We start from the raw sequence: 24185 nt of genomic DNA on the forward strand, positions 1-24185 counted from the left end.
TCCATGCTCAGACCCGCGATGCCCCGGTTTAAAGTATCCGTGGCCTGGCTGCTGGCGCTGGCGTGGGGGATATTGCTGGTATGGATCTGGTGGAAAGGCCCGACGTGGCGGTTCTACGAGACATACTGGCTGAAACCGCTGACCAGTCGCTGGCTGGCGACGGCGGTCTGGGTGCTGCTGGCCCTCATCTGGCTGACCGTCAGCGTGGTGAAACGCCTGCAGCGGGTGGAAAAACAGCAGAAGCAGCAGCGTCAGGAAGAGGTGGATCCACTTACCGTGGCCGTCAACGTTCAGCAGCGTTACCTCGACCGCTGGTTGCTGCGGCTGCAGCGCCATCTGGACAGTCGTCGCTATCTGTGGCAACTGCCGTGGTACCTGGTGACCGGTCCGGCGGGCAGCGGCAAAACAACATTATTGCGCGAAGGCTTTCCGGCAGATGTGATCTATACGCCGGACGCCAGCCGGGGAGCCGACCAGCAGGTCTTTATCACGCCGTATGTCGGCAGACAGGCGGTGATTTTTGATACTGATGGCGTGCTGGCAGATCCGGATGACGGCAACCAGTTACACCGTCGCCTGCGCGAGCACTGGCTGGGATGGTTGCTGCAGAAACGCACGCGCCAGCCTCTTAACGGCCTGATCCTGACGCTGGATCTGCCTGATTTACTGACCGCCGACAAACGACGCCACGAGCATCTGGTACAGACGTTGCGCGGCCAGCTGCAGGCGATCCGCCAGACGCTGCATTCCCGTCTGCCGGTCTATATCGTGCTGACCAAGCTGGATCTACTGGCCGGGTTTGCCGCCTGGTTCCGTGCCCTGGATCGCAACGGGCGCGACAGTATTCTGGGGGTGACGTTCACCCGCAATGCCCATGAACGCGACGACTGGCGCCGTGAGCTGGATACTTTCTGGCAGTCCTGGGGACAGCAAATGAACCTGGCGCTGGCGGACCAGATGCTCAGCCAGTCCGCCCCGGCGGCACGCAGCGCGGCGTTCAGTTTCTCCCGCCAGATGCTGGGGGGCGGGGAGACAATTGCCCGACTGCTGGAAGCGTTACTGGACGGTGAGCACCAGGATATCTGCCTGCGCGGCGTCTATCTGACCTCTTCCCTGCAGCGCGGACAGATGGATGACATTTTTACCCAGTCCGCCGCCCGCCAGTACGGGCTGGAACAGAGTTCCATGGTTGCCTGGCCGCTGGTTGATACCACGCCGTACTTTACCTGCGAGCTGTTCCCGCAGGTGCTGCTGGCCGAGCCGAATCTGGCCGGGGAAAACCGCCTGTGGCTGGCCCGTTCCCGTCGCCGGATGAGTCTCTTTGCCGGATGCGGTGCGGCGGCAGGGCTGCTGCTTATCTGGGGCTGGCATCACGGGTATAACGAAAACTACCGCGCCGGGCAGACCGTGCTGGCGCAGGCGAAGTCCTTTATGGCGGTGCCGCCGCCGCAGGGCATGGATGACAGCGGTTATCTGCAACTGCCGCTGCTGAACCCGGTGCGTGATGCCACGCTGGCCTACGGCGACTGGGGCGACAGAAGCTGGCTGGCGGATATGGGGCTCTATCAGGGGACGCGGGTCGGGCCTTACGTGGAGCAGACGTATCTTAAATTGCTGGAGCAGCGTTACCTTCCGGCCCTGATGAACGGGCTGGTGAAACAGATGAACAGCGCGCCGCCGGAGTCGGAAGAGAAACTCGCCGCATTGCGCGTCATCCGCATGCTGGAAGACAAGAGCGGGCGTAATGACGCGGTGGTGAAGCAGTTTATGGCGAAGCGCTGGAGCGAGCAGTTTCACGGGAAGCGTGATGTTCAGGCACAGCTGATGTCCCATCTCGATTATGCGCTGGCACACACTGACTGGCATGCGCAGCGCCAGCAGGGTGATGCCGACGCGGTCAGCCTGTGGGCACCTTATGGTAACCCCGTCGCCGCGGCGCAGAAAGAGCTGAGTAAGCTGCCGGTTTATCAGCGGGTATACCAGAGCCTGAAAACGCGGGCGCTGGGCGTACTGCCCGCCGATCTCAGCCTGCGCGATCAGACTGGACCGACGTTTGATCAGACATTTATTTCCACCGGCGACAATAAGCTGATCGTTCCGCAGTTTCTGACCCGTTACGGCCTGCAGAGCTATTTTGTGAAGCAGCGTGAGGAGCTGGTGAAGCTGACCGCCATGGATTCCTGGGTGCTGGCCCTGACGCACAATGTGACCTACAGCGAGGCTGACCGGACGGAAATTCAGCGCCAGCTTATTGAGCAGTATATCAGCGATTACACCGCCACCTGGCGGGCTGGCATGGATAACCTGAATGTCCGGGGATATGAAAATCTGGCGGAACTGACCGGTGCGCTGGAGCAGATTGTCAGCGGCGATCAGCCTTTTCAGCGGGTTCTGACGGCGCTGCGTGACAATACCCGTCCGCCGCTCCTGCCTGAAAAGCTGAGCGACAAGGAACGCGCCCAGGCGCAGGCCGAACCTGACTGGCAACTGCTGAACCGTCTGGGGCATGAGTTTGCGCCCGAAAACAGTACCCTGGAAGAGCAGAAGGACAAAGCCAGCACCCTGCAGGCGGTCTATCAGCAACTGACCGAACTGCACCGCTATCTGCTGGCGATACAGAACGCGCCGGTGCCGGGAAAATCGGCCCTGAAGGCGGTGCAGCTCCGGCTGGATCAGAACAGCAGCGATCCGATTTTCGCCACCCGCCAGATGGCGAAAACCCTGCCTGCGCCGCTTAACCGGTGGGTGGGTAAGCTGGCGGAGCAGGCGTGGCATGTGGTGATGATAGAGGCGGTCCATTATATGGAGGTGGACTGGCGCGACAATGTGGTGAAAACCTTCAACGATCAGCTGGCGGATAAATATCCGTTTAACGCCCGGTCGAAAGAAGATGCCTCGCTGGATGCGTTTGAACGCTTCTTTAAACCGGGAGGCGTGCTGGATACGTTCTACCAGCAGAACCTGCAACTGTTTGTGGAAAACAGCCAGGGGCTGAACGGGGAAGACAGTGTGGTGATCCGTGAAGATGTCCTGAACCAGCTCGATACCGCGCAGAAGATCCGCGACATCTTCTTCAGCCCGCAGAACGGGCTGGGGGCGCAGTTCGCGGTGGAAACCGTGGCGCTGTCCGGCAACAAGCGGCGCAGCGTACTGAACCTGGACGGACAACTGGTGGATTACGCCCAGGGGCGCAACTACACGGCGCATCTGGTGTGGCCGAACAATATGCGCGAAGGCAATGAGAGCAAGCTGACGCTGGTGGGCGCGGGGGGGCAACACCTCGCCGCGCAGCATTGCCTTCAGCGGCCCGTGGGCGCAGTTCCGCCTGTTTGGCGCAGGGCAACTCACCAGCGTACAGGACGGTACTTTTACCGCCCGCTTCAGCGTGGATGGCGGCACCATGACTTACCGTATCCACACCGATACGCAGGACAACCCGTTTGCCGGCGGGCTGTTCAGCCAGTTCCGGCTGCCGGATACGTTGTACTGAGGAGGTGGCGACGATGAGTACGGATATTCAGACGATTATCACCGGCCAGGATCCGCGCGGTCTGCCGGAGTTCAGCGCCATGCGTGAGGAGATCAACAAGGTCAGCCACCCGGCGCAGCCGGAGATGAACTGGACGCTGGTGGAGTCGCTGGCGCTGACCATTTTTAAGTCCAACGGCGTGGATTTGCACACCGCCAGCTACTACACGCTGGCGCGCACGCGTACGCAGGGGCTGGTCGGGTTCTGCGAAGGCGTGGAGCTGCTGGCGGCGATGATTGGCCGCGAATGGGATAAGTTCTGGCCGCAGGGTGGGGCCGCGCGCACGGAAATGCTGGACTGGTTCAACGCCCGGACCGGCAATATTCTGCGCCAGCAGCTGGCTTTTTCCGAAGCGGACCTGCCGCTGCTGTATCGCGTGGAGCGGGCGCTGCAGGTGATTTGCGACAAACTCCAGCAGGTGGAGCTTAAGCGCATCCCCCGGGTGGAAAATCTGCTCTATTTTGTGCAGAACACGCGAAAACGCTGCGAGCCTCAGCCGAGAGAGAAAACGGCAAACGCGGCGGCGAAAACCACGGTTCGCACGTTGATGTATATGCCGGAGAGCATGGAAACGGCTGGCGCTCCCGTACCGCCGTTGCCGGAACTGCCAGAGGTGAGGGTAGTCGTCCCCGAAGAGGCAGCCGCAGTATCGTCCCGGACCCGGGGGATATCGGGAAACACCCTCAAAGGTTTTATCGCCGGGATACTCTGTAGCGCGGTTGTCACGGCTGTCGTCTGGTGGTGGCAGGTTTATCCTCTGCAACAGCAGGTGGCGGCGGCACGTGATACGGCGCAGGGGGCGGCAACAGTCTGGCTGGCATCGCCACAACTGAGCGATTACCCGCAACGGCTACAGCAACTGGCCGGTGCTTCGCCGTTGCAGCCGCTGGAAGCAGGTCAGCGAATGGTCCGGATGGCCGACAGCCGCTGGCCGGAGAGTCTGCAGCAGCAGCAGGCCACCACCACGTGGAACGACACCCTGAAAGGTCGCGCGGTGAACAGCCCGCAGATGCTGGGCTGGCAGCAGACGCGGGCAGATTTACGTTCGTTTGCTGAGCTTTTAGTTCAGCGTGAGCAGGCGAAAGAGGGAATCACGCTCTCTTATATCAAAACCATTATTTATCAGGCCGAGCGCTCGCTGAATCAGGACACACCGCTGGAATACCTGCTGACACAGTACCAGCAGGCACGGTCTGCCGGAAAAAATACCGGGATGCTGGAAAAACAGATCAACGAACGGCTGGACGGGGTGCTGAGTCGCTGGCTGCTGTTGTCGCAGAGCCAGACGCCGGAAACGCCGGACGGTAAACCAGGAAAATAAAGGAGTATTGCTATGGCAAATCTTGTGTATCTGACATTAAACGGACAGCTTCAGGGGCTGATTTCGGCAGGGTGTTCGTCGCAGGCGTCCATCGGGAATAAAGCGCAGCTGGCGCATCTGGATCAGATTATGGTGACAAGTCTCAAACATGGGCTGAGCCGGGCGCAAAACGTTAATCATCAAACGCTGGATATCAGTAAACCGGTGGATAAATCTACTCCACTATTGAGCAAGGCGATTAATGAGAATGAATGCCTGACCTGTGATTTTGAGTTTTACCGGACTAACCGGTTTGGGATTAATGAATTGTATTATCGGGTAAAACTGATCAACGCCAGAATAGCCAGAATCACGTTACAGGTGCCTCATACCATCCTCAATAGTCAGGGGCAACCGGAAGAGGTTATTTCGTTCAGCTACGAGAGTATTACTCAGGAGCACTGCGTTGCTGGTACGAGTGCATACAGCCTGTGGAGCGAGCGGATATTCTGATGGCGGTATCTGGAGAACATCACATATCGGATCCTGCGGGGATTGCTGATACTTTTTATAAATGCTATCCGGATGCTGTCAGTGGAATTGAAAATGTCCGCTTAATGAAGGGGAAAGAAATTCCTGACTGGCGGTAAATCAGGGTATGGCTGATAATAAGAAACGTCTTTGCCTGTTACTTAACAGTCAGAGCGGAATTGATATCGCAGGAGTCAGTTCCATTAACGGGCGGCAGGTCAGGGCCCATTTGCGTAGCGGGCAATGGCACGGTTTCTGGTCCGGAAAAAGAGATGGGTTAGAGGACAGGATATTTTCATACCGCTGGCTGCCGCCACAGGTAATTGGCGGCAGACAACGTAAAGGTGTGGCATCTGGTTACTGATAGCGATTTACCATATCCTTAACCACCGCGGCGAATGTTTTCTGCTTTAATTGAACTATTTGCTGGTCTGTCACTGATGTTTTTCCGGTCATCGGTTGAAGGGTATTGTATTCATAGTTTACCGGAGACCAGGTCGCCCATTCTCCAGTTGCTACATCTACCAGGGCGAAACGCACCAGGTAACGCAGCGAGTCTGTACTGGATAGTTTTTCGTTTCGATAATCTGACCAGACCAGGGTTTTGGTTGTTGTGTCATATTTGCCCGACTGTAGCGTGTCCCAGTATACGATGACTGCTTTTTGTTGCCCTTTTGCCGCAATATAGCGTAGTGCTTGCATATAGTTCATATTTTCGCTGGTGGCGGCTTCCCCTTCCTCATTTTTTACCTTATTACAGGAAATCGCTTTTTGCCGGTCCGGGATACCTGAAAATGTCGATATCCGGTAATACCGACTCATTTCCTGTTGCATAACCATCTCTGGAGCGCGGTTGCCGGACTGGACCAGGATGACAGCGGAGTTCAGCGGTACGCTGAATTTCTCACCTTCCAGTGCGGCCTGGATATCTTCTTCTGAAACAGCAAGTGTGGTCTCGTTGCCAAAGATATCTTTATCTGTTAACTGGTTGGAAGCATTTTTACTGATGCCACTCTCCTTTATGGAAACATCCTTTTTCTTTGCGTCAATTGGGGAGCGAACACAGCCACTCAATAAAAATATTGCTGCGCATAAATATATTATTGAACAGGTTTTCATATATTTTCCTGGAATGTATGATGGGAATTCATGTAGTTATAAAACTCCGATTGTTATTATATCCTGTTATTGATAAATTCAGGAGGATTGTTTTTATATTCATAGGTCATATAAAATGATCTTATTTAATATTTATTGTTTATCTTTGATGTGTTTTGGGATAATTCTATTACCCGATTTTTATTTGTCTGTGGTGTTCTTGTGTGTATTAACTAACGACGATGTTGAGTTCCTCTGGAAGATAAAACAGGAGAATGTGATATGAGTTTTCTTCCTTATCATAGTAACAATTCCGTCATGCCTGCCTGGGTAACGATTGATGAAACCGTTAATAGTATAAAAAGAAAACAAATGAAGGAGTTTCAGACAGTGAGATATGGCGTTATGCGCTATATGGGAACCCAGCGTCGCACTGTGGAGTGCGTACGAGCTCTTCTTAAAATATAGCGGTGAGGGGGGGATTGACTCGCTTCGCTCGCCCTGCGGGTAGATTCCTCGCGGGCTAGTCATCTGTCCAGCTGGCTGCGCCAGCAGTCGAACCCCGGTCGGGGCTTCTCATCCCCCCGCAGGCGTGCAATATGCGAAAAAAAAGCCCGTACTTGCGTACGAGCTCTTCTTAAAATATGGCGGTGAGGCGGGGATTGACTCGCTTTGCTCGCCCCTTCGGGGCAGCCCGTTCGCGACGCTCCCGGTCTGTCCAGCTGGCTGCGCCAGTTGTCGAACCCCGGTCGGGGCTTCTCATCCCCCCGCAGGTGTGCAATATGCGAAAAAAAAGCCCGTACTTGCGTACGAGCTCTTCTTAAAATATGGCGGTGAGGGGGGGATTCGAACCCCCGATACGTTGCCGTATACACACTTTCCAGGCGTGCTCCTTCAGCCACTCGGACACCTCACCATATTGTTGTTCCTGTGCTACCGGAACGGGCGCTAATTTAGGGAAATACCGCCCCGGCGTCAATCAACTTTTTGAAAAAAACGTGCATTTACACAAACTTCAAACAATCTGGAGCTTAAATAAGCGGGAATTGTTTTTTTTGCCAGCACCCTAAAATTTGCTACTCTGAGGTTCCCTCGAAAAATGATGATAATAAGTGCGAGAAAGTTCCGCATAGCAATGCTCAGGAGAAAAGATGGACATAATTTTTTATCACCCAACATTCGATACAAGCTGGTGGATTAATGCTCTGGCAAAAGCAATACCAGGCGCGAACGTCCGTGAGTGGAAAGCGGGTGATAATGCGCATGCTGACTATGCGCTGGTTTGGCATCCGCCGGTTGAAATGCTCGCGGGGCGAAAATTAAAAGCCGTATTTGCACTGGGTGCGGGCGTCGATTCCATTCTCAGTAAACTAAACGCTCACCCGGAGATGTTGGATACCTCGATCCCGCTTTTTCGTCTGGAAGATACGGGTATGGGCCTGCAAATGCAGGAATATGCGGTAAGTCAGGTGCTGCACTGGTTTCGTCGCTTTGATGATTACCAGGCATTAAAAAAACAGGCGAAATGGCAACCTTTACCAGAGTATACCCGCGATGAGTTCACCATCGGGATTATGGGGGCTGGGGTTTTAGGTGCGAAAGTTGCCGAGAGTTTACAGTCATGGGGGTTCCCGCTGCGCTGCTGGAGTCGTACGCGTAAATCCTGGCCTGGCGTGGAAAGCTTTGCTGGTACCGAAGAGCTGGGCGCGTTTTTGAGCCAAACTCGCGTGCTTATCAACCTTCTACCCAATACGGCAGAAACCGTGGGCATCATTAACGCAGGTTTACTCAGCCAGTTACAGGATGGCGCTTATGTGCTGAACCTGGCGCGCGGCGTTCATCTCAAAGAAGACGATCTTCTGGCATCGCTGGACAGCGGCAAGGTGAAAGGCGCCATGCTGGATGTCTATAGCCGTGAACCGCTGCCGGAAACCAGCCCGCTATGGAAACATCCGCGAGTGGCGATGACACCGCACATCGCCGCTGTTACCCGTCCGGCGGAAGCGGTGGATTATATCTCCCGTACGATTTTGAGTCTGGAAAGTGGCAAAGCCGTTACGGGTCAGGTCGATCGCGTACGGGGGTACTAATGCTAACCCGGCAAGTGCCGGGTTTCCGCTAATAAATGGCGGCGATACCTGCTATCCTTGACGGAAAATGACTACAGGAGAGAGTTATGTATCCCGTTGACCTGCATATGCATACCGTCGCCAGCACCCACGCCTACAGCACCTTAAGTGATTACATCGCTGAAGCCCGTCGCAAAGGCATCAAGCTGTTTGCCATTACCGATCATGGACCGGACATGGCGGATGCGCCTCACCACTGGCACTTTATTAATATGCGCATTTGGCCTCGAATCGTGGACGGCGTAGGGATCCTGCGCGGAATTGAAGCGAATATTAAAAATATTGAAGGTGAAATTGACTGCTCAGGTCCGATGTTTACTTCCCTGGATTTGATTATCGCAGGCTTTCATGAGCCGGTTTTCGCTCCACACGATAAAGACACGAATACGCAGGCGATGATAGCCACCATGGCCAGTGGCAACGTACACATTATCAGCCATCCCGGGAATCCGAAATATCCCGTCGATATCACTGCGATTGCTCAGGCCGCGGCAAAATATCAGGTTGCGTTGGAAATCAACAACTCTTCGTTTTTGCATTCACGTAAGGGCAGTGAGGACAATTGCCGCGCGGTTGCTGCGGCTGTGCGTGATGCCGGCGGCTGGGTCGCGTTAGGGTCAGATTCACATACCGCTTTCACCTTAGGAGATTTCGGTGAATGCCGTAAAATTCTGGATGATGTGAATTTCCCGGAAGACCGAATTTTAAACGTTACGCCAAAACGCCTGCTGACGTTTCTGGAATCGCGAGGCATGGAGCCGATCGCGGAATTTGCTGAACTGTAATTGTTACTAACTGGAATATATCAATGAACGAGTTTTCTATCCTGTGTCGTGTACTGGGCTCGCTGTTTTACCGCCAACCTCAGGACCCTATACTGGTTCCTCTGTTTACCCTGATTAGCGAAGGTAAACTTTCCGCCAACTGGCCGCTGGAACAGGACGAACTGTTGGCTCGTCTGCAGAAGAGTTGCGATATGCCTCAGTTGGCTGCGGATTACAACGCGTTATTTGTGGGAGACGATTGTGCGGTGCCGCCTTATCGTAGCGCCTGGGTAGAAGGGGCGAAAGAATCGGATGTGCGTGCATTCCTTTCTGCCCGGGGAATGCCGCTGGCAGATACGCCGGCAGATCATATTGGCACGCTGTTGCTGGCGGCTTCATGGCTTGAAGATCAGTCTGCGGAAGATGAAAGCGAAGCGCTTGAAACCTTGTTTGTGGACTACCTGTTACCCTGGTGCGGCACGTTTCTGGGGAAAGTTGAAGCGCATGCGAATACCCCATTCTGGCGTACTATAGCGCCTCTGACGCGCGATGCGATTGGTGCGATGTGGGACGAATTGCAGGAAGATACAGACGAATAAATGTGATTTTAATCACATTAAACTGCAACTCAATTTATCAACTTGCATAAATTGTGTGCGCGATCGCATTCCCATGCCGTTTTTCTGCTAAGATGCGCGGCATGAATATACTTCTCTCAATTGCAATCACAACGGGCATTCTCTCCGGGATCTGGGGATGGGTGGCCGTTTCTCTCGGTTTACTCAGCTGGGCTGGTTTTCTGGGCTGCACAGCCTACTTTGCCTGTCCGCAAGGTGGGTTGAAAGGGCTGTGGATCTCGGCGTGTACGCTGCTAAGCGGTGTTGTGTGGGCGTTGGTGATTATTAACGGCAGTGCGCTTGCCCCACATATGGATATTGTTGGCTATGTCATGACGGGAATTGTCGCGTTTATGATGTGTATACAGGCAAAGCAATGGTTGCTTTCATTTGTGCCGGGCACATTTATTGGTGCTTGTGCAACGTTTGCAGGGCAGGGAGACTGGCGACTGGTCGTGCCATCTTTGGCGTTGGGCCTGGTATTCGGCTATGCGATGAAAAATAGCGGATTGTGGCTGGCGTCACGCCGTGAAAGTCGGATATCGCCGACGTTGACCAATAAATAAAAAGCGTGAGGATCCCCTCACGCTTTTTATGCCGTAACGATCTATCAGGATTCTGGCGGTACCGACATATGGCGGTATTTAACCAAGATGTCATTATCAACTTGTTTCTTATCCTGCAAATCCCACAATCCGCGATCTATCCCGTCATTAATCAGGAAGATAACGCCGGTTTCAATTGCTGACATCAGGCAAAGCATAACCGGTTCGTTAGAGGTATAACCAATTTCACCCTCCAACAGACGCTGGTAGTCAATGAAGCGGAACACCCCAGCCTGCACTTCATAAGACAGAATGGTTTTGCTGGTATTCACCGATGAGAGGATTTCACCGGTACTGACGTTAACCACGCGCAGGTTTACCGCTATCTGGTCAAGCTGGTATTGCGTATCGGCGCCAATACCGAAATAGCGCGCGCCGACTCCCCCTGATTTAACGTTGCTTTCATAACCGATAATTGACCCTTCCACCATGACGTTTGCAGCGGTCAGGGACTGGAGTGGGATCCGGTTATTAATGGCAACCGTACCGTTTTCCTGAGCCGCGCGAATGATTTTTCGTTCGTTAAGCAAGTTCTGTAACCCCTGACGTTCCAGCGGGACGAACCAACGAGAATCTTTCAATGCGGTGACGAGCATAGCCGTGGCGCTTTGCGGAACGGCGGTAGAGAAGTTACTTGCCGGGTAAGGTTTAAACTGGCCAGTCTCATCCTGAATGTTGTATACCGACACAAATATCTTACCTGTAGGCATAGGTAGATGCGTCAAATCTTTATAGCTTTGGGCTCGGGGCATTAACGTCGGCTTAGCGGCCTCTTGAGGCGGGGCGGTTAAGCATCCGCTGAGTAAAATTACTGCCACCATGATAAGTAAGCGCTGCATGATTTTTTCCTTTCGTGGCTATAATTTAGAAATCGGTTGACTGATTTTGCAAACCCGAAACTTCAATAGTCGACGTTTTCCCTGTTTTCCTGTCCGTGACATTCAATTGCAGTTGCCCATCCCGGTTGGCGATATCAATGATAAAATCATTGGTTACCATCCTCCCCGGTTTACCGGTATTGATATTAGTGAGTAAACCACCGAGTATTTGCGACTGAATAGCTTGAGTAAAATTATCCAGTGCTGATGGGACTTCAACCCCGAAATCATCACCACTCGGATCTTTATACGAGTTCTGCGCCTGGGCGCTATTTAATAAAAAAGAACCGTTGTTTGGATTGCCACCAAAGTTTGGGTTGCGGAACTGGAACGTCATGTTTCCGGCCCAACTTAATGGTGAAATTAGCATGAGCAAAACCACTGCATGTTTGACACGCATGAAAGCCTCCGGACAAAATCATGTTTTAGAATTCATCACGCGCTAAATCGCTTGTGCTTAATAGTGTTTGATCTATTTGCCGGCGATTTAATGCTTCCTCAGTTTCTGCCAATGCGAAGACCACTATTTTGTCGAAGTCTCTTTTCGTCGGGAATAAAAAGGTCTGGAAGATAACGTCCTGATTGACCGTTATAGTAATCCAACTTCCCCAACGTGCACTGGGCCTTTCATTAATGGTTAAGTTTCCTGTGTACTCGCTTTCCCACTTGTCACTAAAGGCCCTATAAAAATCATGGCCAATGGAAGAGACCGTGTGGTCAGTCAATAGTCCGGGAACCTCCACTTCTACAGCCGCGTGTAGATTCCCGGCAGCAAGGACTAAATTTGCTGCCACAATCCAGGTCAAATAGCGTTTCATGGCTTTATCGCCTGAGGTTATCATTGGCCCACGAAACCGCCTGCGTACGATTTTTGACAGCTATCTTTTTGAAAAGGTTATAAAGATGTGTTTTCACCGTATTTTCACTGATAAATAGTGAGCGCGCGATTTCAATATTTGAGGCACCGATACGTAATTTATTAAGGATCTCTTTTTCACGGTGAGTCAGTAATGCCGACTCCGTGCTGTTGTAACGATAGTTACCGGAATGTGTGATCAGGTAGCTGGCGAGCTTTTGCGAAAAGTAGCATTCGCCGCGCAGCACACCTTGCAAGCCGCTGACTACACGTTGTTCATCTTCGGTTGCGTAAAATACACCATTGATATGCGGCCAGTTTTCAATATCCCGATAGGGATAATCATCTGGGGTATTCAACAATAAAGTCTTTATATTGTTGTTTTTTCTGCTCAAATTATCTTGCCAGTAATGGATCAGTTTTTTATCTGCCTCCATCATATCCATTAAAACAATGCAGCTGGAGGAAATATCATCCAGAGATCGTTGAATATTATGCAATTTTCCGGTTAGCGCCAGTGATTGCTTTAAGTGCTGTAATAACGCAGTTGCCTGCAGCGAAGGTTTAGTGATCAACAATAATGTATGACCATGAATACTATGGACTTCATTAAACATGATGAAACTCCACTTTTTTTAGTCGCACACCTGACAGCTGTCTCTACTAAAATAGAGGCACCAGAAGTACTGACAGATGTTGCACTGCTGTGTAGAAATAAAATATCGACCCAACGGGGTAAAAATATCAAAATAAATGGACTTCAACTGTTTTCAATCTAGCTATTACAAATCTTAAAGCAAGTGTTAAACATGTTACATAATGTAAATTTATATATTAAAATGTGATTTTGGGGTTTTAATTGAGTTTAGATTTGATAGTAAAGTTGTACATTTTAGGCTTATTGCATAGATTTAAAAAATCATACAAATTATAATATATCATTGATTTAAAATAAAAAAAATTAAAATTTTTCGGCTTTGAATTCCTGATGAATTCAGGTTGTCTCGCCTGAGTTTAAGTTGGACAATTTTAGATTGAAAAAAATGACGCTTGTCACGACTTGTACCGATGTCTATCGCAGCACGATGCTACGAAGCCCGGAAATGGAGGGGGATGCGCTTTTTCTGCCTCTGCATAGAAATTCACTCTTAAGGCTTTAAAAGAAATTAAATTCAAGGCGGTAACGGTATTGTTTGTTGTTAATTAATACTTTGGGGTGAATCCAAATATAAAAATACCACTGGCGGGTGAGTTATTTAAAATGTTTCAGCGGACATACTCTTCATCGTAACGTGGCGTTAACAAATGTAAGTCATGTTAACAACAATTTGAGTGGTAACTAATTTAACTTCATGTACGACCAGGTCCAGGGTGACAACATGAAAAACAAGTTGTTATTTATGATGTTTACAATACTGGGTGTGCCTGGGATTGCATCCGCAGCAAGTTATGATTTAGCTAATTCAGAATATAACTTTGCGGTAAATGAATTAAGTAAGTCTTCATTTAATCAGGCAGCCATTATTGGTCAGGTCGGCACTGCGAACAGTGCAAATACTCGTCAGGGCGGCTCGAAGCTACTGTCGGTCATTTCGCAAGAAGGTTCTGGTAACCGGGCGAAAACAGACCAGACGGGATCATATAACTTTGCATATATTGATCAGGTGGGTAGTTCCAATGACGCGAGTATTAAACAAGGTTCTTATGGTAATACAGCGGTAATTATCCAGAAAGGCTCTGGTAATAAAGCAAATATTACCCAGTATGGTACACAAAAAACAGCAGTTGTGGTGCAGAGACAGTCGCATATGGCAATTCGCGTAACTCAACGCTAATCCATTAACGACTTTTAAATCAATCCGATGGGGGTTTACCATGAAACTTTTAAAAGTGGCAGCATTCGCAGCAATCGTAGTTTCTGGCAGTGCTCTGGCTGGTGTTGTTCCGCAATGGGGCGGCAATCATCATGGCGGCGGTAATAACTATGGCCCTGATTCTTCAATGAGCATCTACCAATATGGGACAGGCAACGTAGCGAATGCTCTGCAAAGTGATGCGCGTAAATCAGATGTCACCATCACACAACACGGGCGTGGAAACGGGGCTGTTGTAGGTCAAGGTGCTGATGACAGTACCATTAACCTGAAACAGACTGGCTTCCAGAACAGCGCCACTATCGATCAGTGGAATGCAAAAAATGCTGATATTAGCGTGACCCAGTTCGGTGGCCGTAACGGTGCGTTGGTTAATCAGACCGCTTCTGATTCCAATGTGCTGATTCGTCAAGTTGGCTTTGGCAACAACGCCACAGCTAACCAACACTAATTCAGTTTTCTGACTGATAATAAACAGGGCGTGAGCCCTGTTTTTTTTCGGGAGAATATGATGCATACGTTATTACTCATTGCCGCGCTGGCAAATCAAATAACATTCAATACGACCCAGCAAGGCGATATGTACACCATTATTCCACAGGTGACGTTAACTCAACCCTGCGTATGTGAGGTACAAGTTCTTGCCGTTCGTAAGGGGGAGGGGGGACAAAGCCAATCGCAGCAGAAAACAAGCCTTTCGGTCCCCGCTAATCGGCCGATTGAACTAACTAAACTGAGCTTTAATATTTCACCTGGGGATTCGGTCAAAATTATCGTTACCGTTTCGGATGGGCAGTCTCTGCATCTGTCACAACAATGGCCTGACTCAACCAGTCAGCCATAATTTTTGCTGTATTTGCATTAAGGGTGTGGCTGGGAATGCGGTGCTGTTCTATGAATATAGAAACGTACAACGTTTTATTTGATCGTAGCTCGCAGCGGTGAAGGATCATTCAGATCCCTCAAGGATGACTAATCATTGAGGAACCTTTATGTGTACATTTTTTAAACGTATTTTTAGCGCCAGTTTTTGTACGTTATCTTTTTTTACTCTCCCCGCAGTGGCACAGCAAATCTCGTCTGGCGGGGTTATTCATTTTCGCGGTGCAATAGTTGAAGCGCCCTGCGACGTTAGCACTCGACAACAACAGATCGAATTGTCTTGTATACGTAATGGCTCTACCCGTAATACCCTCTACAATCATCAACAGGTCACGACAGCCCCTCAGAATGTGCAGCAAATTGCCACTGTGAAAATGCATTACCTCAATGAACAGAAAAACATGGCAATTCTGAACATTGAATATAAATGAACCATTCTGGCTTAGACATGCAAACTTGTGGTTAAAAAGTGAGATTTCAAGGAAAACCCTGCTGTACACTTAACGAATCGTGTTTTGTCAGGGGGAAGTTATGCAATCACGCGTGCATGTGTTACACGGCGATATTACGACGATCGCAGTTGATGTGATTGTCAACGCGGCGAATTCAACTCTACTGGGAGGTGGTGGTGTTGATGGCGCGATCCACCGCGCTGCCGGACCTGCATTGTTGGAGGCGTGTAAACAGGTTATTCAGCAACAGGGACAATGCCCGACCGGGCATGCCGTTATCACGCTGGCGGGGGCACTTCCTGCAAAAGCGGTTATTCATACCGTAGGACCCGTCTGGCAAGGTGGAGAGCATCATGAGGCTGAACGTCTCGAAGAGGCCTATCTGAATACGCTGCAACTGGCCCTGGCCAATGGGTATCAATCCATTGCATTTCCGGCAATCAGTACCGGAGCCTACGGATATCCCCGCGCAGCAGCGGCAGAAATCGCGGTAAACACGGTGTTGAAATTTATTACCCGTCGTACGCTTCCAGATCAAATATACTTTGTTTGTTTTGACGAAGAAAACGCTCAACTCTACAAGAGACTACTTGCCCAGCAAGGTGACAATAACGGACTGATATGACACGACTTGAGCGGGCTATCACGCCACTTTGCGCTAACCACCCTGGAGACTGTGGCATTCTTACGTTGGGTGACAGCCTGGATGCCTTTGCTGCTCGTTATCGGCTAACAGAAATGGCGGAACGTACACTGGATGTGCAGTACTACATCTGGGAGAACGATATGTCCGGGCTATTGCTGTTTTCAGTTCTGTTGGCGGCGGCGAAACGTGGAGTGAAGGTCCGCTTGCTGTTGGATGACAACAACACGCCGGGTCTTGATGACACGCTGCGGCTACTGGACAGCCATCCTAATATACAAGTTCGTCTGTTTAATCCCTTTTCCTTTCGTATCCTGCGCGCCCTCGGCTATTTGACCGATTTTGCCCGGCTTAATCGGCGTATGCACAATAAAAGTTATACCGCTGACGGTGTGGTGACCATCGTGGGCGGGCGTAATATTGGTGATGCCTATTTTGGGGCGGGTGAGCAACCGCTGTTTTCCGATCTGGACGTCATGGCTATTGGGCCAGTTGTCAAAGATGTTGCGGATGATTTTGAGCGTTACTGGCACTGCCGTTCTGTTTCAACGTTACAAAACGTACTTGAGATGTCGGAGTCAGATTCCTTGCAGCGTATCGAACTGCCTGAATCCTGGTATAACGATGATATTACTCGCCGCTATCTGCACAAGCTGGAGACCAGCCAGTTTATGACCAGTCTTGATCAACAGTCGCTGCCGCTGATTTGGGCGAAAACGCGTTTGCTGAGTGATGATCCAGCCAAAGGTGAAGGGAAAGCGCCGCGCCATTCGTTATTACCGCAGCGTTTGTTTGATGTGATGGGGTCGCCTGGCGAGCGAATTGATATTATTTCCGCCTACTTTGTGCCAACTCGCGCCGGGGTAGCACAGCTTTTGAGAATGGTAAGGAAAGGCGTCAAGATTGCTATTTTAACCAATTCGCTGGCGGCGAATGATGTGGCTATTGTTCATGCGGGCTATGCGCGATGGCGAAAGAAACTGCTGCGCTACGGCGTAGAATTATACGAACTTAAACCTACCCGCGAACACGTTTCAGTGGTCCACGACCGCGGATTAACCGGTAATTCAGGGTCCAGCCTGCATGCAAAAACCTTCAGTATTGACGGCCGAAAAGTATTTATCGGCTCGCTTAATTTTGATCCCCGTTCAACGCTGCTTAATACGGAAATGGGGTTTGTGATTGAGAGTGAAGTGCTGGCTGAAGTGATCCATAAACGTTTTATGCAGAGCCAGCGTGACATGGCCTGGCAACTACGCCTCGACCGCTGGGGCAGAATTAATTGGGTGGATCGCGCTTCCGGCAGCGAACAGGTACTGAAAAAAGAACCCGCCACAGGATTCTGGAAGCGGGTTCTGGTGAAGCTTGCATCTGTGTTACCCATTGAGTGGCTGCTCTGAACCACGTAATGAGAGAAAAATTAACCGGCCACAGCTTTATTTTTATCTTGCTTAACGGGCGGTTTACCCGAGAAGAGAAACTTCAGCACCGGTATGCGTAAATGGATTTCGTACAGTATCACCGCAATCCCGACCACAAACAGCAGGCCGCAGAAAAAGCCCAGCAGATTCGATGAGATATGCGGTGTGATATACGCGCCAAAAAACAGCGTCAAAGGGTGATGCACTAAATAGATAAACAGCGATGCGTTGACAAAATAGGTCACGCGAGCCGACTGGAAATTCAACAAACGGTGACCAAGCGAAAAGACGACGTTCACCATCCACAGCCCCATGACCATGGTGATGACGTATTCGGTTTCATACATCCACGCATCGCCATTGCCATAACGTTGATTAAGCAGGTACGCGACAAACGCCAATGCTGCGCCTATCGTGCAGCCGCGCGATGGCGTGGTAAACAGCGCTTTCAGAGTAGGATTGATAAACGCCAGTGCGCCGAGCATAAAGAAAGGCACATAGAACAGCGTTTGCATAACAATAAAATTAAACATGCCATCGCTGAGAATTGAAGGGTAGAGGATGAAAATCGCCCTCCTGACGGCGGCATAACCGATACCCAATAAAATAAAAATCAGCGTTAATTTGCTCATCGACACAGAAGAGGGGTTAGCCCCTTCGCTACGCATTGTCTTATTTTTCATCTGGGTAAATACCCACATGCTTACGGTCGTTAAAACCACCAGAACCAGTAAAAACCACAGATGGGAAATAAGCTCCCAGGCCAGCGTGTTGTACTTTTCGTACCCGCTGAGAGTATGCCAGCTGTCTGCTTTGCCCTTCACGTATTGCAGCATGATAAATTGCGGCAGCGTCAGCAATGGAATCGCCGTCAGCATGGGGATTCCCACGCGTTCTACACGTACTTTCCACCACCGCTTTAGCGGATAGCGCAAAAATAACATGTACGAAAAGTAACCCGAAATAACAAAGAAGACCTGCATGCGAAATGCATGGATAAAATCGTTAAAAAGGGTCAACCACCACGATGGCTCTGCGCTGTTCACGTGCCAGGTATGGGTGGAATAGATCAGAGAAATATGGAAGGGGATCCCTAACAACATTAGCCAGGCACGGATGGAGTCAAGAAAATATTCACGTGGTGGTGATACAGAGCTCATAGACAGTTACGTATTCTCAGACTTTTCGTCTTATCCCTAAGACGAATAATGGTTACATTCGAGGCCAACCCTACACGAAGTCCAACAACCTGTCTCCAGGATAAGCACGCAAAGTGAAAACAGCAGACAAAGCTGCTTAAAGCATGAGCCAGCGCGCGAACAATACAGGGATTCAGTTGTCGGAATGCCCGATTATCCATTAAAATGGATCGGATCAATATAAGCACACAAAGGGGGAAGTGCTTACTAATTATGAAACATAAACTACAAATGATGAAAATGCGTTGGTTGGGTGCAGCAGTCATGTTAACGCTGTACACATCATCGAGCTGGGCGTTCAGCATTGATGATGTTGCAAAACAAGCTCAATCCTTAGCCGGTAAAGGCTATGAGGCGCCAAAAAGTAACTTGCCCTCCGTTTTCCGCGACATGAAATATGCGGATTATCAGCAGATCCAGTTTAATCGCGATAAAGCCTACTGGAGCAATCTCAAGACCCCATTTAAGCTCGAATTCTACCACCAGGGTATGTACTTCGACACGCCGGTCAAAATCAACGAAGTTACCGCCACTGCGGTGAAAAGAATCAAATATAGCCCGGATTACTTTAATTTTGGCGATGTTCAGCATGATAAAGACACGGTAAAAGATCTCGGTTTCGCCGGGTTCAAGGTGCTGTATCCGATCAACAGCAAAGATAAAAACGATGAAATCGTCAGCATGCTCGGTGCCAGCTATTTCCGTGTTCTCGGCGCAGGCCAGGTCTACGGTCTTTCTGCGCGCGGTCTCGCGATCGATACCGCTCTGCCTTCTGGTGAAGAATTTCCCCGCTTCCGTGAGTTTTGGATCGAACGTCCGAAACCGACTGACAAACGTTTAACCATCTACGCCTTGCTGGATTCTCCGCGCGCAACCGGAGCGTATCGCTTTGTCATTATTCCGGGGCGCGACACGGTTGTTGATGTTCAGTCCAAAGTTTACCTGCGCGACAAAGTGGGCAAGCTGGGCGTGGCGCCGTTAACCAGTATGTTCCTGTTCGGCCCAAACCAGCCATCTCCGGCAACGAACTATCGTCCGGAACTGCATGACTCTAATGGTTTGTCTATTCACGCTGGCAACGGCGAGTGGATTTGGCGTCCGCTGAACAACCCGAAACATCTCGCGGTGAGCAGCTTTGCCATGGAAAACCCGCAAGGTTTCGGTCTGTTGCAGCGTGGTCGTCAGTTCTCGCGTTTTGAAGATATTGACGATCGTTACGACCTGCGTCCGAGCGCCTGGATCACGCCAAAAGGTGACTGGGGCAAAGGTAAGATTGAGTTAGTTGAAATTCCGACTAACGATGAAACGAACGATAATATCGTCGCGTACTGGACGCCGGATCAACTGCCTGAAGCGGGCAAAGAGATGAACTTCAAGTACTCCCTGACGTTCACGCGTGATGAAGACAAGCTTCATGCGCCGGAAAATGCCTGGGTACAGCAGACTCGTCGTTCTACGGGTGATGTTAAACAATCCAATCTGATTCGTCAGCCAGACGGTACTATCGCGTTTGTGGTGGATTTTACCGGCGCAGACATGAAAAAGCTGCCGCAGGATACCCCGGTTACCGCACAAACCAGCATTGGCGACAACGGCGAGATCGTTGAAAACACCGTGCGTTACAACCCGGTCACTAAAGGTTGGCGTTTGATGCTGCGCGTGAAGGTGAAAGACGTGAAGAAAACCACTGAAATGCGAGCAGCTCTGGTCAATGCCGATCAGACGTTGAGTGAAACCTGGAGCTACCAGTTACCTGCCAATGAATAAGACAACTGAGTATATTGACGCAATGCCGCTTTCGGATATCGAAAAAGCGGCACTGCCGAAAACTGACATCCGCGCCGTTCATCAGGCGCTGGATGCCGAGCATCGTACTTACTCGCGCGAAGATGATTCACCGCAGGGTTCAGTGAAAGCTCGCCTTGAGCAAGCATGGCCAGATTCTCTGGCGAAAGAACAGTTGGTTAAGGACGATGAAGGACGCGATCAGCTTCAGGCGATGCCAAAAGCAACGCGTACTTCGATGTTCCCCGATCCCTGGCGTACCAACCCGGTTGGTCGTTTTTGGGATCGTCTGCGTGGACGTGATGTGACTCCGCGTTATCTTTCGCGTTTGACGAAAGAAGAACAAGAGAGCGAGCAAAAATGGCGTACCGTTGGCACAATCCGCCGCTATACGCTGTTGATCTTAACGCTGGCGCAAACGGTCGTAGCAACCTGGTATATGAAGACAATCCTTCCGTACCAGGGTTGGGCATTCATAAATCCGGTCGACATGATGGGGCAGGACCTGTGGGTGTCCTTTATGCAACTGCTGCCCTACATGCTACAGACCGGCATTCTGATTTTGTTTGCCGTACTTTTCTGTTGGGTCTCTGCGGGGTTCTGGACCGCGCTGATGGGCTTCCTGCAACTGCTGATTGGGCGAGATAAGTACAGTATCTCCGCCTCAACGGTAGGGGATGAACCACTGAATCCTGAACACCGTACCGCACTGATTATGCCTATCTGTAACGAGGACGTTGACCGCGTATTCGCGGGGCTGCGCGCCACGTGGGAGTCGGTTAAAGCAACGGGCAACGCTGAGCATTTTGATGTTTACATCCTGAGCGACAGCTACAACCCAGATATCTGCGTAGCGGAACAAAAAGCGTGGATGGAACTGATTGCTGAAGTGCAGGGCGAAGGGCAGATTTTCTACCGTCGTCGTCGTCGTCGTGTGAAGCGCAAAAGCGGCAACATCGATGACTTCTGCCGCCGTTGGGGGAATCAGTACAGCTATATGGTAGTGCTCGACGCTGACTCCGTGATGAGCGGAGACTGTCTCAGCGGTCTGGTACGTCTGATGGAAGCAAATCCGAACGCCGGGATTATCCAGTCTTCGCCGAAGGCTTCCGGTATGGATACGCTGTATGCGCGTTGCCAGCAGTTCGCGACCCGTGTTTATGGCCCGTTGTTTACCGCCGGGCTTCACTTCTGGCAGTTGGGTGAATCGCACTACTGGGGTCATAACGCCATCATTCGCGTGAAGCCGTTTATTGAACACTGTGCGCTGGCGCCGTTACCAGGTGAAGGCTCATTTGCCGGTTCGATCCTCTCCCATGACTTCGTGGAAGCGGCATTAATGCGTCGTGCCGGCTGGGGCGTGTGGATCGCTTACGATCTGCCGGGTTCTTATGAAGAGCTGCCGCCAAACCTGTTGGATGAACTCAAGCGTGACCGTCGCTGGTGCCACGGTAACCTGATGAACTTCCGTCTGTTCCTGGTCAAGGGGATGCACCCGGTTCACCGCGCGGTGTTCCTGACCGGCGTTATGTCCTATCTGTCAGCGCCGTTATGGTTCATGTTCCTCGCGCTGTCTACCGCCTTGCAGGTAGTCCATGCGTTGACGGAGCCGCAGTATTTCCTGCAACCGCGGCAGCTATTCCCGGTATGGCCGCAATGGCGACCTGAACTGGCGATCGCGCTGTTTGCCTCCACCATGGTGCTGCTGTTCCTGCCGAAGCTGCTGAGCATTTTGCTTATCTGGTGTAAAGGGACGAAAGAGTACGGTGGATTTATTCGCGTCACGCTGTCGCTGCTGCTGGAGGTTCTGTTCTCTGTGCTGCTGGCGCCGGTGCGTATGCTGTTCCATACCGTTTTCGTGGTGAGCGCATTCCTCGGTTGGGAAGTGGTGTGGAATTCGCCGCAGCGTGATGACGATTCAACCCCGTGGGGGGAAGCGTTTATGCGTCACGGTTCTCAGCTACTGCTGGGGCTGGTGTGGGCTGTGGGTATGGCCTGGCTGGATCTGCGTTTTCTGTTCTGGCTGGCGCCGATTGTCTTCTCGCTGATCCTCTCGCCGTTTGTTTCCGTAATTTCCAGTCGTTCTACGGTTGGGTTACGAACCAAACGTTGGAAGCTGTTCCTGATCCCGGAAGAGTACTCTCCGCCACAGGTGTTGGTGGATACAGATAACTACCTGGTGATGAACCGTAATCGTACGCTGGACGACGGCTTTATGCATGCGGTGTTTAACCCGTCGTTTAACGCGCTGGCGACGGCAATGGCGACTGCGCGCCACCGCGCCAGTAACGTTCTTGAGATTGCACGCGACCGTCATGTGGAGCAGGCGCTGAACGAAACGCCGGAGAAACTGAATCGCGATCGTCGCCTTGTGCTGTTAAGCGATCCGGTGACCATGGCGCGTTTACATTATCGCGTCTGGAATTCACCTGATAAGTATTCTTCGTGGGTGAATTACTATCAGGGTCTGACCCTGAATCCGTTAGCGCTCAGGAAAAAATAAGCGTTCTGTAATGTGAAAATACCGGCCTGGTGCCGGTATTTTTTTATACTTAATAAAAAGAGTCATGGGGTACCAGATGCGAATAGTGGCAGTGGCGATAATGGTCTTGTTCCTGAGCGGATGCGGCAGCATTATTAGCCGGACCATCCCAGGACAAGGGCACGGCAACCAATACTATCCAGGCGTACAGTGGGATGTCCGGGATTCCGCATGGCGCTACGTCACCATCCTCGGCCTGCCGTTTTCGCTGGTGTTTGATACGCTGCTGTTACCGCTCGACATTCACCATGGACCTTACGAGTAATTATCGCTCATCCCATTCATCGGCTGCGGTCTGACCCTCTTCGGTATCAAGGGGAGGCTCCAGCTGAAATTCACCTTCATCCCATTCGTGAAGCGTGTTTTCTTCCTGCCACTCCTGACGAATTTCAATCTCATCATAATCACCATCAAAAACGCTTTGCGCCGCTTCACCGCTTAGCATTGGCAGACATTCACCATCGACATCATCCTCATCGGCAAAGAATTCTGCTTGCCACATAATGTCGCCATCCTGTAGCACGTATTTTTGTACGCTTAGCTGCTGAACACTGGCATCGTCAGCCTCCAGACCCGGGTTATCTGCCAGAAACACTTCACGAGCAGCATCAATAGCCTCTTCCAGCGTGGCATAAAAATACATGTCATTCTTTGCCATAATCTTCTCCTAAGGTGAACAATAAATGGTGATGATTCAATCTATAGACCTCGATCCGCGGAGCGTCAAACCCATTGACTGCAGAGCTAACCTAAATGAATGCCAGCCGTTGGTAGCGACGACAAGGTTTTATGATGACGTCTTCGATTGGTATGGAAAAATTTACAATGCGAGATACTGAAGTTGGCGTAATGGACGACCGCGAATTTGAGAAAAAAAGGTAATGTGTGTGGTTAGCTGTGGCGTAATGAAAATCAAATAAATAAACGATACTGTTATATAAATGAATCTTCAGATTTAATACGTATTTATTCGAGTTTTTGATTGTGCCAATGCCCATTGTTCTGATGAGAGGATGTCTAACCTTATTAAAATAAAGGAAAAAATATATATTAATGTGAAAAAATCACAGAGGTAATTAT

The 24185-nt window shown here is 50.8% G+C and carries 21 protein-coding genes, 1 tRNA gene, 1 other RNA gene and 3 pseudogenes; 17 read left to right on the forward strand and 9 right to left on the reverse strand.

Features of this window, described 5'->3' with window-relative positions:
• Positions 1–48 precede the first annotated feature (48 nt).
• The 4 genes and pseudogenes from tssM (at position 49) to FDW92_RS23055 (ending at position 5479) form a co-directional block, all read left to right on the forward strand.
• Positions 49–3490 (forward strand): annotated as a pseudogene (tssM, locus tag FDW92_RS10770) (type VI secretion system membrane subunit TssM).
• A gap of 13 nt (positions 3491–3503) precedes the next feature.
• Entirely contained in the window at positions 3504–4850 is a 1347-nt protein-coding gene (locus FDW92_RS10775) for a type VI secretion system ImpA and VasL domain-containing protein (protein ID WP_042309266.1), read from the forward strand.
• A gap of 12 nt (positions 4851–4862) precedes the next feature.
• Positions 4863–5342 (forward strand): Hcp family type VI secretion system effector, encoded by a 480-nt coding sequence (locus FDW92_RS10780; protein ID WP_042309264.1) that lies wholly within the window; start codon positions 4863–4865, stop codon positions 5340–5342.
• On the forward strand, positions 5342–5479 hold the full coding sequence (locus FDW92_RS23055; RefSeq protein WP_156107320.1) for a hypothetical protein: 138 nt from the start codon (positions 5342–5344) through the stop codon (positions 5477–5479). Before FDW92_RS10780 ends, FDW92_RS23055 begins: the two co-directional genes overlap by 1 nt.
• Before the next feature lie 238 nt (positions 5480–5717).
• Here the strand turns inward: FDW92_RS23055 and FDW92_RS10785 are convergent, their stop codons facing one another.
• The 3 genes from FDW92_RS10785 to FDW92_RS10800 form a co-directional block, all read right to left on the reverse strand.
• Positions 5718–6479 (reverse strand): hypothetical protein, encoded by a 762-nt coding sequence (locus FDW92_RS10785; protein WP_042309262.1) that lies wholly within the window; start codon positions 6477–6479, stop codon positions 5718–5720.
• 444 nt (positions 6480–6923) lie between these two features.
• Positions 6924–7059, reverse strand: a non-coding RNA gene (locus tag FDW92_RS10795) — RtT sRNA.
• A 227-nt stretch (positions 7060–7286) separates the two neighbouring features.
• Positions 7287–7374, reverse strand: a tRNA-Ser gene (locus tag FDW92_RS10800).
• A 235-nt stretch (positions 7375–7609) separates the two neighbouring features.
• Here FDW92_RS10800 and ghrA point away from each other — a divergent pair.
• From ghrA to FDW92_RS10825, 4 genes are all read left to right on the forward strand, one after another.
• Entirely contained in the window at positions 7610–8548 is a 939-nt protein-coding gene (gene ghrA / locus FDW92_RS10810) for a glyoxylate/hydroxypyruvate reductase GhrA (RefSeq protein WP_042309261.1), read from the forward strand.
• An 86-nt stretch (positions 8549–8634) separates the two neighbouring features.
• Positions 8635–9372: a phosphatase gene (locus FDW92_RS10815; protein ID WP_042309259.1), complete on the forward strand. Its 738-nt coding sequence runs from the start codon at positions 8635–8637 to the stop codon at positions 9370–9372.
• A 23-nt stretch (positions 9373–9395) separates the two neighbouring features.
• Entirely contained in the window at positions 9396–9950 is a 555-nt protein-coding gene (locus FDW92_RS10820; protein WP_042309256.1) for a molecular chaperone, read from the forward strand.
• 101 nt (positions 9951–10051) lie between these two features.
• Entirely contained in the window at positions 10052–10534 is a 483-nt protein-coding gene (locus FDW92_RS10825) for a DUF1097 domain-containing protein (protein WP_042309254.1), read from the forward strand.
• Positions 10535–10578: 44 nt separating this feature from the next.
• Here the strand turns inward: FDW92_RS10825 and csgG are convergent, their stop codons facing one another.
• Genes csgG through csgD form a run of 4 tightly spaced genes read right to left on the reverse strand, consistent with a single transcriptional unit; the run spans position 10579 to position 12924 of the window.
• Complete coding sequence (gene csgG, locus FDW92_RS10830; RefSeq protein WP_003036082.1) at positions 10579–11412, reverse strand: curli production assembly/transport protein CsgG; 834 nt, start codon at positions 11410–11412, stop codon at positions 10579–10581.
• 25 nt (positions 11413–11437) lie between these two features.
• Positions 11438–11851 (reverse strand): curli production assembly/transport protein CsgF, encoded by a 414-nt coding sequence (gene csgF, locus FDW92_RS10835; RefSeq protein ID WP_042309252.1) that lies wholly within the window; start codon positions 11849–11851, stop codon positions 11438–11440.
• A gap of 25 nt (positions 11852–11876) precedes the next feature.
• Positions 11877–12269, reverse strand: a complete 393-nt coding sequence (gene csgE / locus FDW92_RS10840; RefSeq protein WP_042309250.1) for a curli production assembly/transport protein CsgE — start codon at positions 12267–12269, stop codon at positions 11877–11879.
• A 4-nt stretch (positions 12270–12273) separates the two neighbouring features.
• The gene (gene csgD, locus FDW92_RS10845) at positions 12274–12924 is read right to left on the reverse strand and encodes a biofilm master transcriptional regulator CsgD (RefSeq protein WP_042309248.1); all 651 of its coding nucleotides are present in this window, start codon (positions 12922–12924) and stop codon (positions 12274–12276) included.
• Positions 12925–13686: 762 nt separating this feature from the next.
• Here csgD and csgB point away from each other — a divergent pair.
• From csgB to FDW92_RS10875, 6 genes and pseudogenes are all read left to right on the forward strand, one after another.
• Positions 13687–14142: a curli minor subunit CsgB gene (gene csgB, locus FDW92_RS10850; RefSeq protein ID WP_042309246.1), complete on the forward strand. Its 456-nt coding sequence runs from the start codon at positions 13687–13689 to the stop codon at positions 14140–14142.
• 40 nt (positions 14143–14182) lie between these two features.
• The gene (gene csgA, locus FDW92_RS10855; RefSeq protein WP_042309244.1) at positions 14183–14632 is read left to right on the forward strand and encodes a curli major subunit CsgA; all 450 of its coding nucleotides are present in this window, start codon (positions 14183–14185) and stop codon (positions 14630–14632) included.
• 60 nt (positions 14633–14692) lie between these two features.
• Positions 14693–15025 carry a curli assembly chaperone CsgC gene (csgC, locus tag FDW92_RS10860; RefSeq protein ID WP_042309242.1) on the forward strand — a complete coding sequence of 111 codons (333 nt, stop codon included), beginning with the start codon at positions 14693–14695 and terminating at the stop codon, positions 15023–15025.
• Positions 15026–15173: 148 nt separating this feature from the next.
• On the forward strand, positions 15174–15494 hold the full coding sequence (locus FDW92_RS10865) for a type 1 fimbrial protein (protein WP_042309240.1): 321 nt from the start codon (positions 15174–15176) through the stop codon (positions 15492–15494).
• Positions 15495–15594: 100 nt separating this feature from the next.
• Positions 15595–16065 (forward strand): annotated as a pseudogene (gene ymdB / locus FDW92_RS10870) (O-acetyl-ADP-ribose deacetylase); the annotation flags it as partial.
• Positions 16066–16069: 4 nt separating this feature from the next.
• Positions 16070–17558, forward strand: a pseudogene (locus FDW92_RS10875) (phospholipase D family protein).
• A gap of 20 nt (positions 17559–17578) precedes the next feature.
• On the opposite strand, the gene mdoC reads toward FDW92_RS10875, so the two are convergent.
• Positions 17579–18739 carry a glucans biosynthesis protein MdoC gene (gene mdoC, locus FDW92_RS10880; protein ID WP_042309234.1) on the reverse strand — a complete coding sequence of 387 codons (1161 nt, stop codon included), beginning with the start codon at positions 18737–18739 and terminating at the stop codon, positions 17579–17581.
• A gap of 270 nt (positions 18740–19009) precedes the next feature.
• Between mdoC and mdoG the strand changes: the two genes are divergently transcribed.
• From mdoG to FDW92_RS10895, 3 genes are all read left to right on the forward strand, one after another.
• Entirely contained in the window at positions 19010–20545 is a 1536-nt protein-coding gene (mdoG, locus tag FDW92_RS10885) for a glucans biosynthesis protein MdoG (protein ID WP_087857802.1), read from the forward strand.
• Complete coding sequence (gene mdoH / locus FDW92_RS10890; protein ID WP_042309231.1) at positions 20538–23066, forward strand: glucans biosynthesis glucosyltransferase MdoH; 2529 nt, start codon at positions 20538–20540, stop codon at positions 23064–23066. Before mdoG ends, mdoH begins: the two co-directional genes overlap by 8 nt.
• Before the next feature lie 76 nt (positions 23067–23142).
• Positions 23143–23370 (forward strand): YceK/YidQ family lipoprotein, encoded by a 228-nt coding sequence (locus FDW92_RS10895; protein ID WP_042309230.1) that lies wholly within the window; start codon positions 23143–23145, stop codon positions 23368–23370.
• Here FDW92_RS10895 and FDW92_RS10900 read toward each other — a convergent pair whose 3' ends face one another.
• Positions 23371–23748 (reverse strand): MysB family protein, encoded by a 378-nt coding sequence (locus tag FDW92_RS10900; RefSeq protein ID WP_038643106.1) that lies wholly within the window; start codon positions 23746–23748, stop codon positions 23371–23373.
• Positions 23749–24185 lie beyond the last annotated feature (437 nt).

This window comes from Citrobacter sp. wls706 (assembly GCF_005281305.1).
Lineage (GTDB): Bacteria > Pseudomonadota > Gammaproteobacteria > Enterobacterales > Enterobacteriaceae > Citrobacter > Citrobacter werkmanii.

Excerpts from the sequence above, each read along its gene's own strand:
- FDW92_RS10775 (WP_042309266.1), top strand. The coding sequence starts at position 3,504 with ATGAGTACGGATATTCAGACGATTATCACCGGCCAGGATCCGCGCGGT.
- FDW92_RS10780 (WP_042309264.1), top strand. The coding sequence starts at position 4,863 with ATGGCAAATCTTGTGTATCTGACATTAAACGGACAGCTTCAGGGGCTG.
- FDW92_RS23055 (WP_156107320.1), top strand. The coding sequence starts at position 5,342 with ATGGCGGTATCTGGAGAACATCACATATCGGATCCTGCGGGGATTGCT.
- FDW92_RS10785 (WP_042309262.1), bottom strand. The coding sequence starts at position 6,479 with ATGAAAACCTGTTCAATAATATATTTATGCGCAGCAATATTTTTATTG.
- ghrA (WP_042309261.1), top strand. The coding sequence starts at position 7,610 with ATGGACATAATTTTTTATCACCCAACATTCGATACAAGCTGGTGGATT.
- FDW92_RS10815 (WP_042309259.1), top strand. The coding sequence starts at position 8,635 with ATGTATCCCGTTGACCTGCATATGCATACCGTCGCCAGCACCCACGCC.
- FDW92_RS10820 (WP_042309256.1), top strand. The coding sequence starts at position 9,396 with ATGAACGAGTTTTCTATCCTGTGTCGTGTACTGGGCTCGCTGTTTTAC.
- FDW92_RS10825 (WP_042309254.1), top strand. The coding sequence starts at position 10,052 with ATGAATATACTTCTCTCAATTGCAATCACAACGGGCATTCTCTCCGGG.
- csgG (WP_003036082.1), bottom strand. The coding sequence starts at position 11,412 with ATGCAGCGCTTACTTATCATGGTGGCAGTAATTTTACTCAGCGGATGC.
- csgF (WP_042309252.1), bottom strand. The coding sequence starts at position 11,851 with ATGCGTGTCAAACATGCAGTGGTTTTGCTCATGCTAATTTCACCATTA.
- csgE (WP_042309250.1), bottom strand. The coding sequence starts at position 12,269 with ATGAAACGCTATTTGACCTGGATTGTGGCAGCAAATTTAGTCCTTGCT.
- csgD (WP_042309248.1), bottom strand. The coding sequence starts at position 12,924 with ATGTTTAATGAAGTCCATAGTATTCATGGTCATACATTATTGTTGATC.
- csgB (WP_042309246.1), top strand. The coding sequence starts at position 13,687 with ATGAAAAACAAGTTGTTATTTATGATGTTTACAATACTGGGTGTGCCT.
- csgA (WP_042309244.1), top strand. The coding sequence starts at position 14,183 with ATGAAACTTTTAAAAGTGGCAGCATTCGCAGCAATCGTAGTTTCTGGC.
- csgC (WP_042309242.1), top strand. The coding sequence starts at position 14,693 with ATGCATACGTTATTACTCATTGCCGCGCTGGCAAATCAAATAACATTC.
- FDW92_RS10865 (WP_042309240.1), top strand. The coding sequence starts at position 15,174 with ATGTGTACATTTTTTAAACGTATTTTTAGCGCCAGTTTTTGTACGTTA.
- mdoC (WP_042309234.1), bottom strand. The coding sequence starts at position 18,739 with ATGAGCTCTGTATCACCACCACGTGAATATTTTCTTGACTCCATCCGT.
- mdoG (WP_087857802.1), top strand. The coding sequence starts at position 19,010 with ATGATGAAAATGCGTTGGTTGGGTGCAGCAGTCATGTTAACGCTGTAC.
- mdoH (WP_042309231.1), top strand. The coding sequence starts at position 20,538 with ATGAATAAGACAACTGAGTATATTGACGCAATGCCGCTTTCGGATATC.
- FDW92_RS10895 (WP_042309230.1), top strand. The coding sequence starts at position 23,143 with ATGCGAATAGTGGCAGTGGCGATAATGGTCTTGTTCCTGAGCGGATGC.
- FDW92_RS10900 (WP_038643106.1), bottom strand. The coding sequence starts at position 23,748 with ATGTATTTTTATGCCACGCTGGAAGAGGCTATTGATGCTGCTCGTGAA.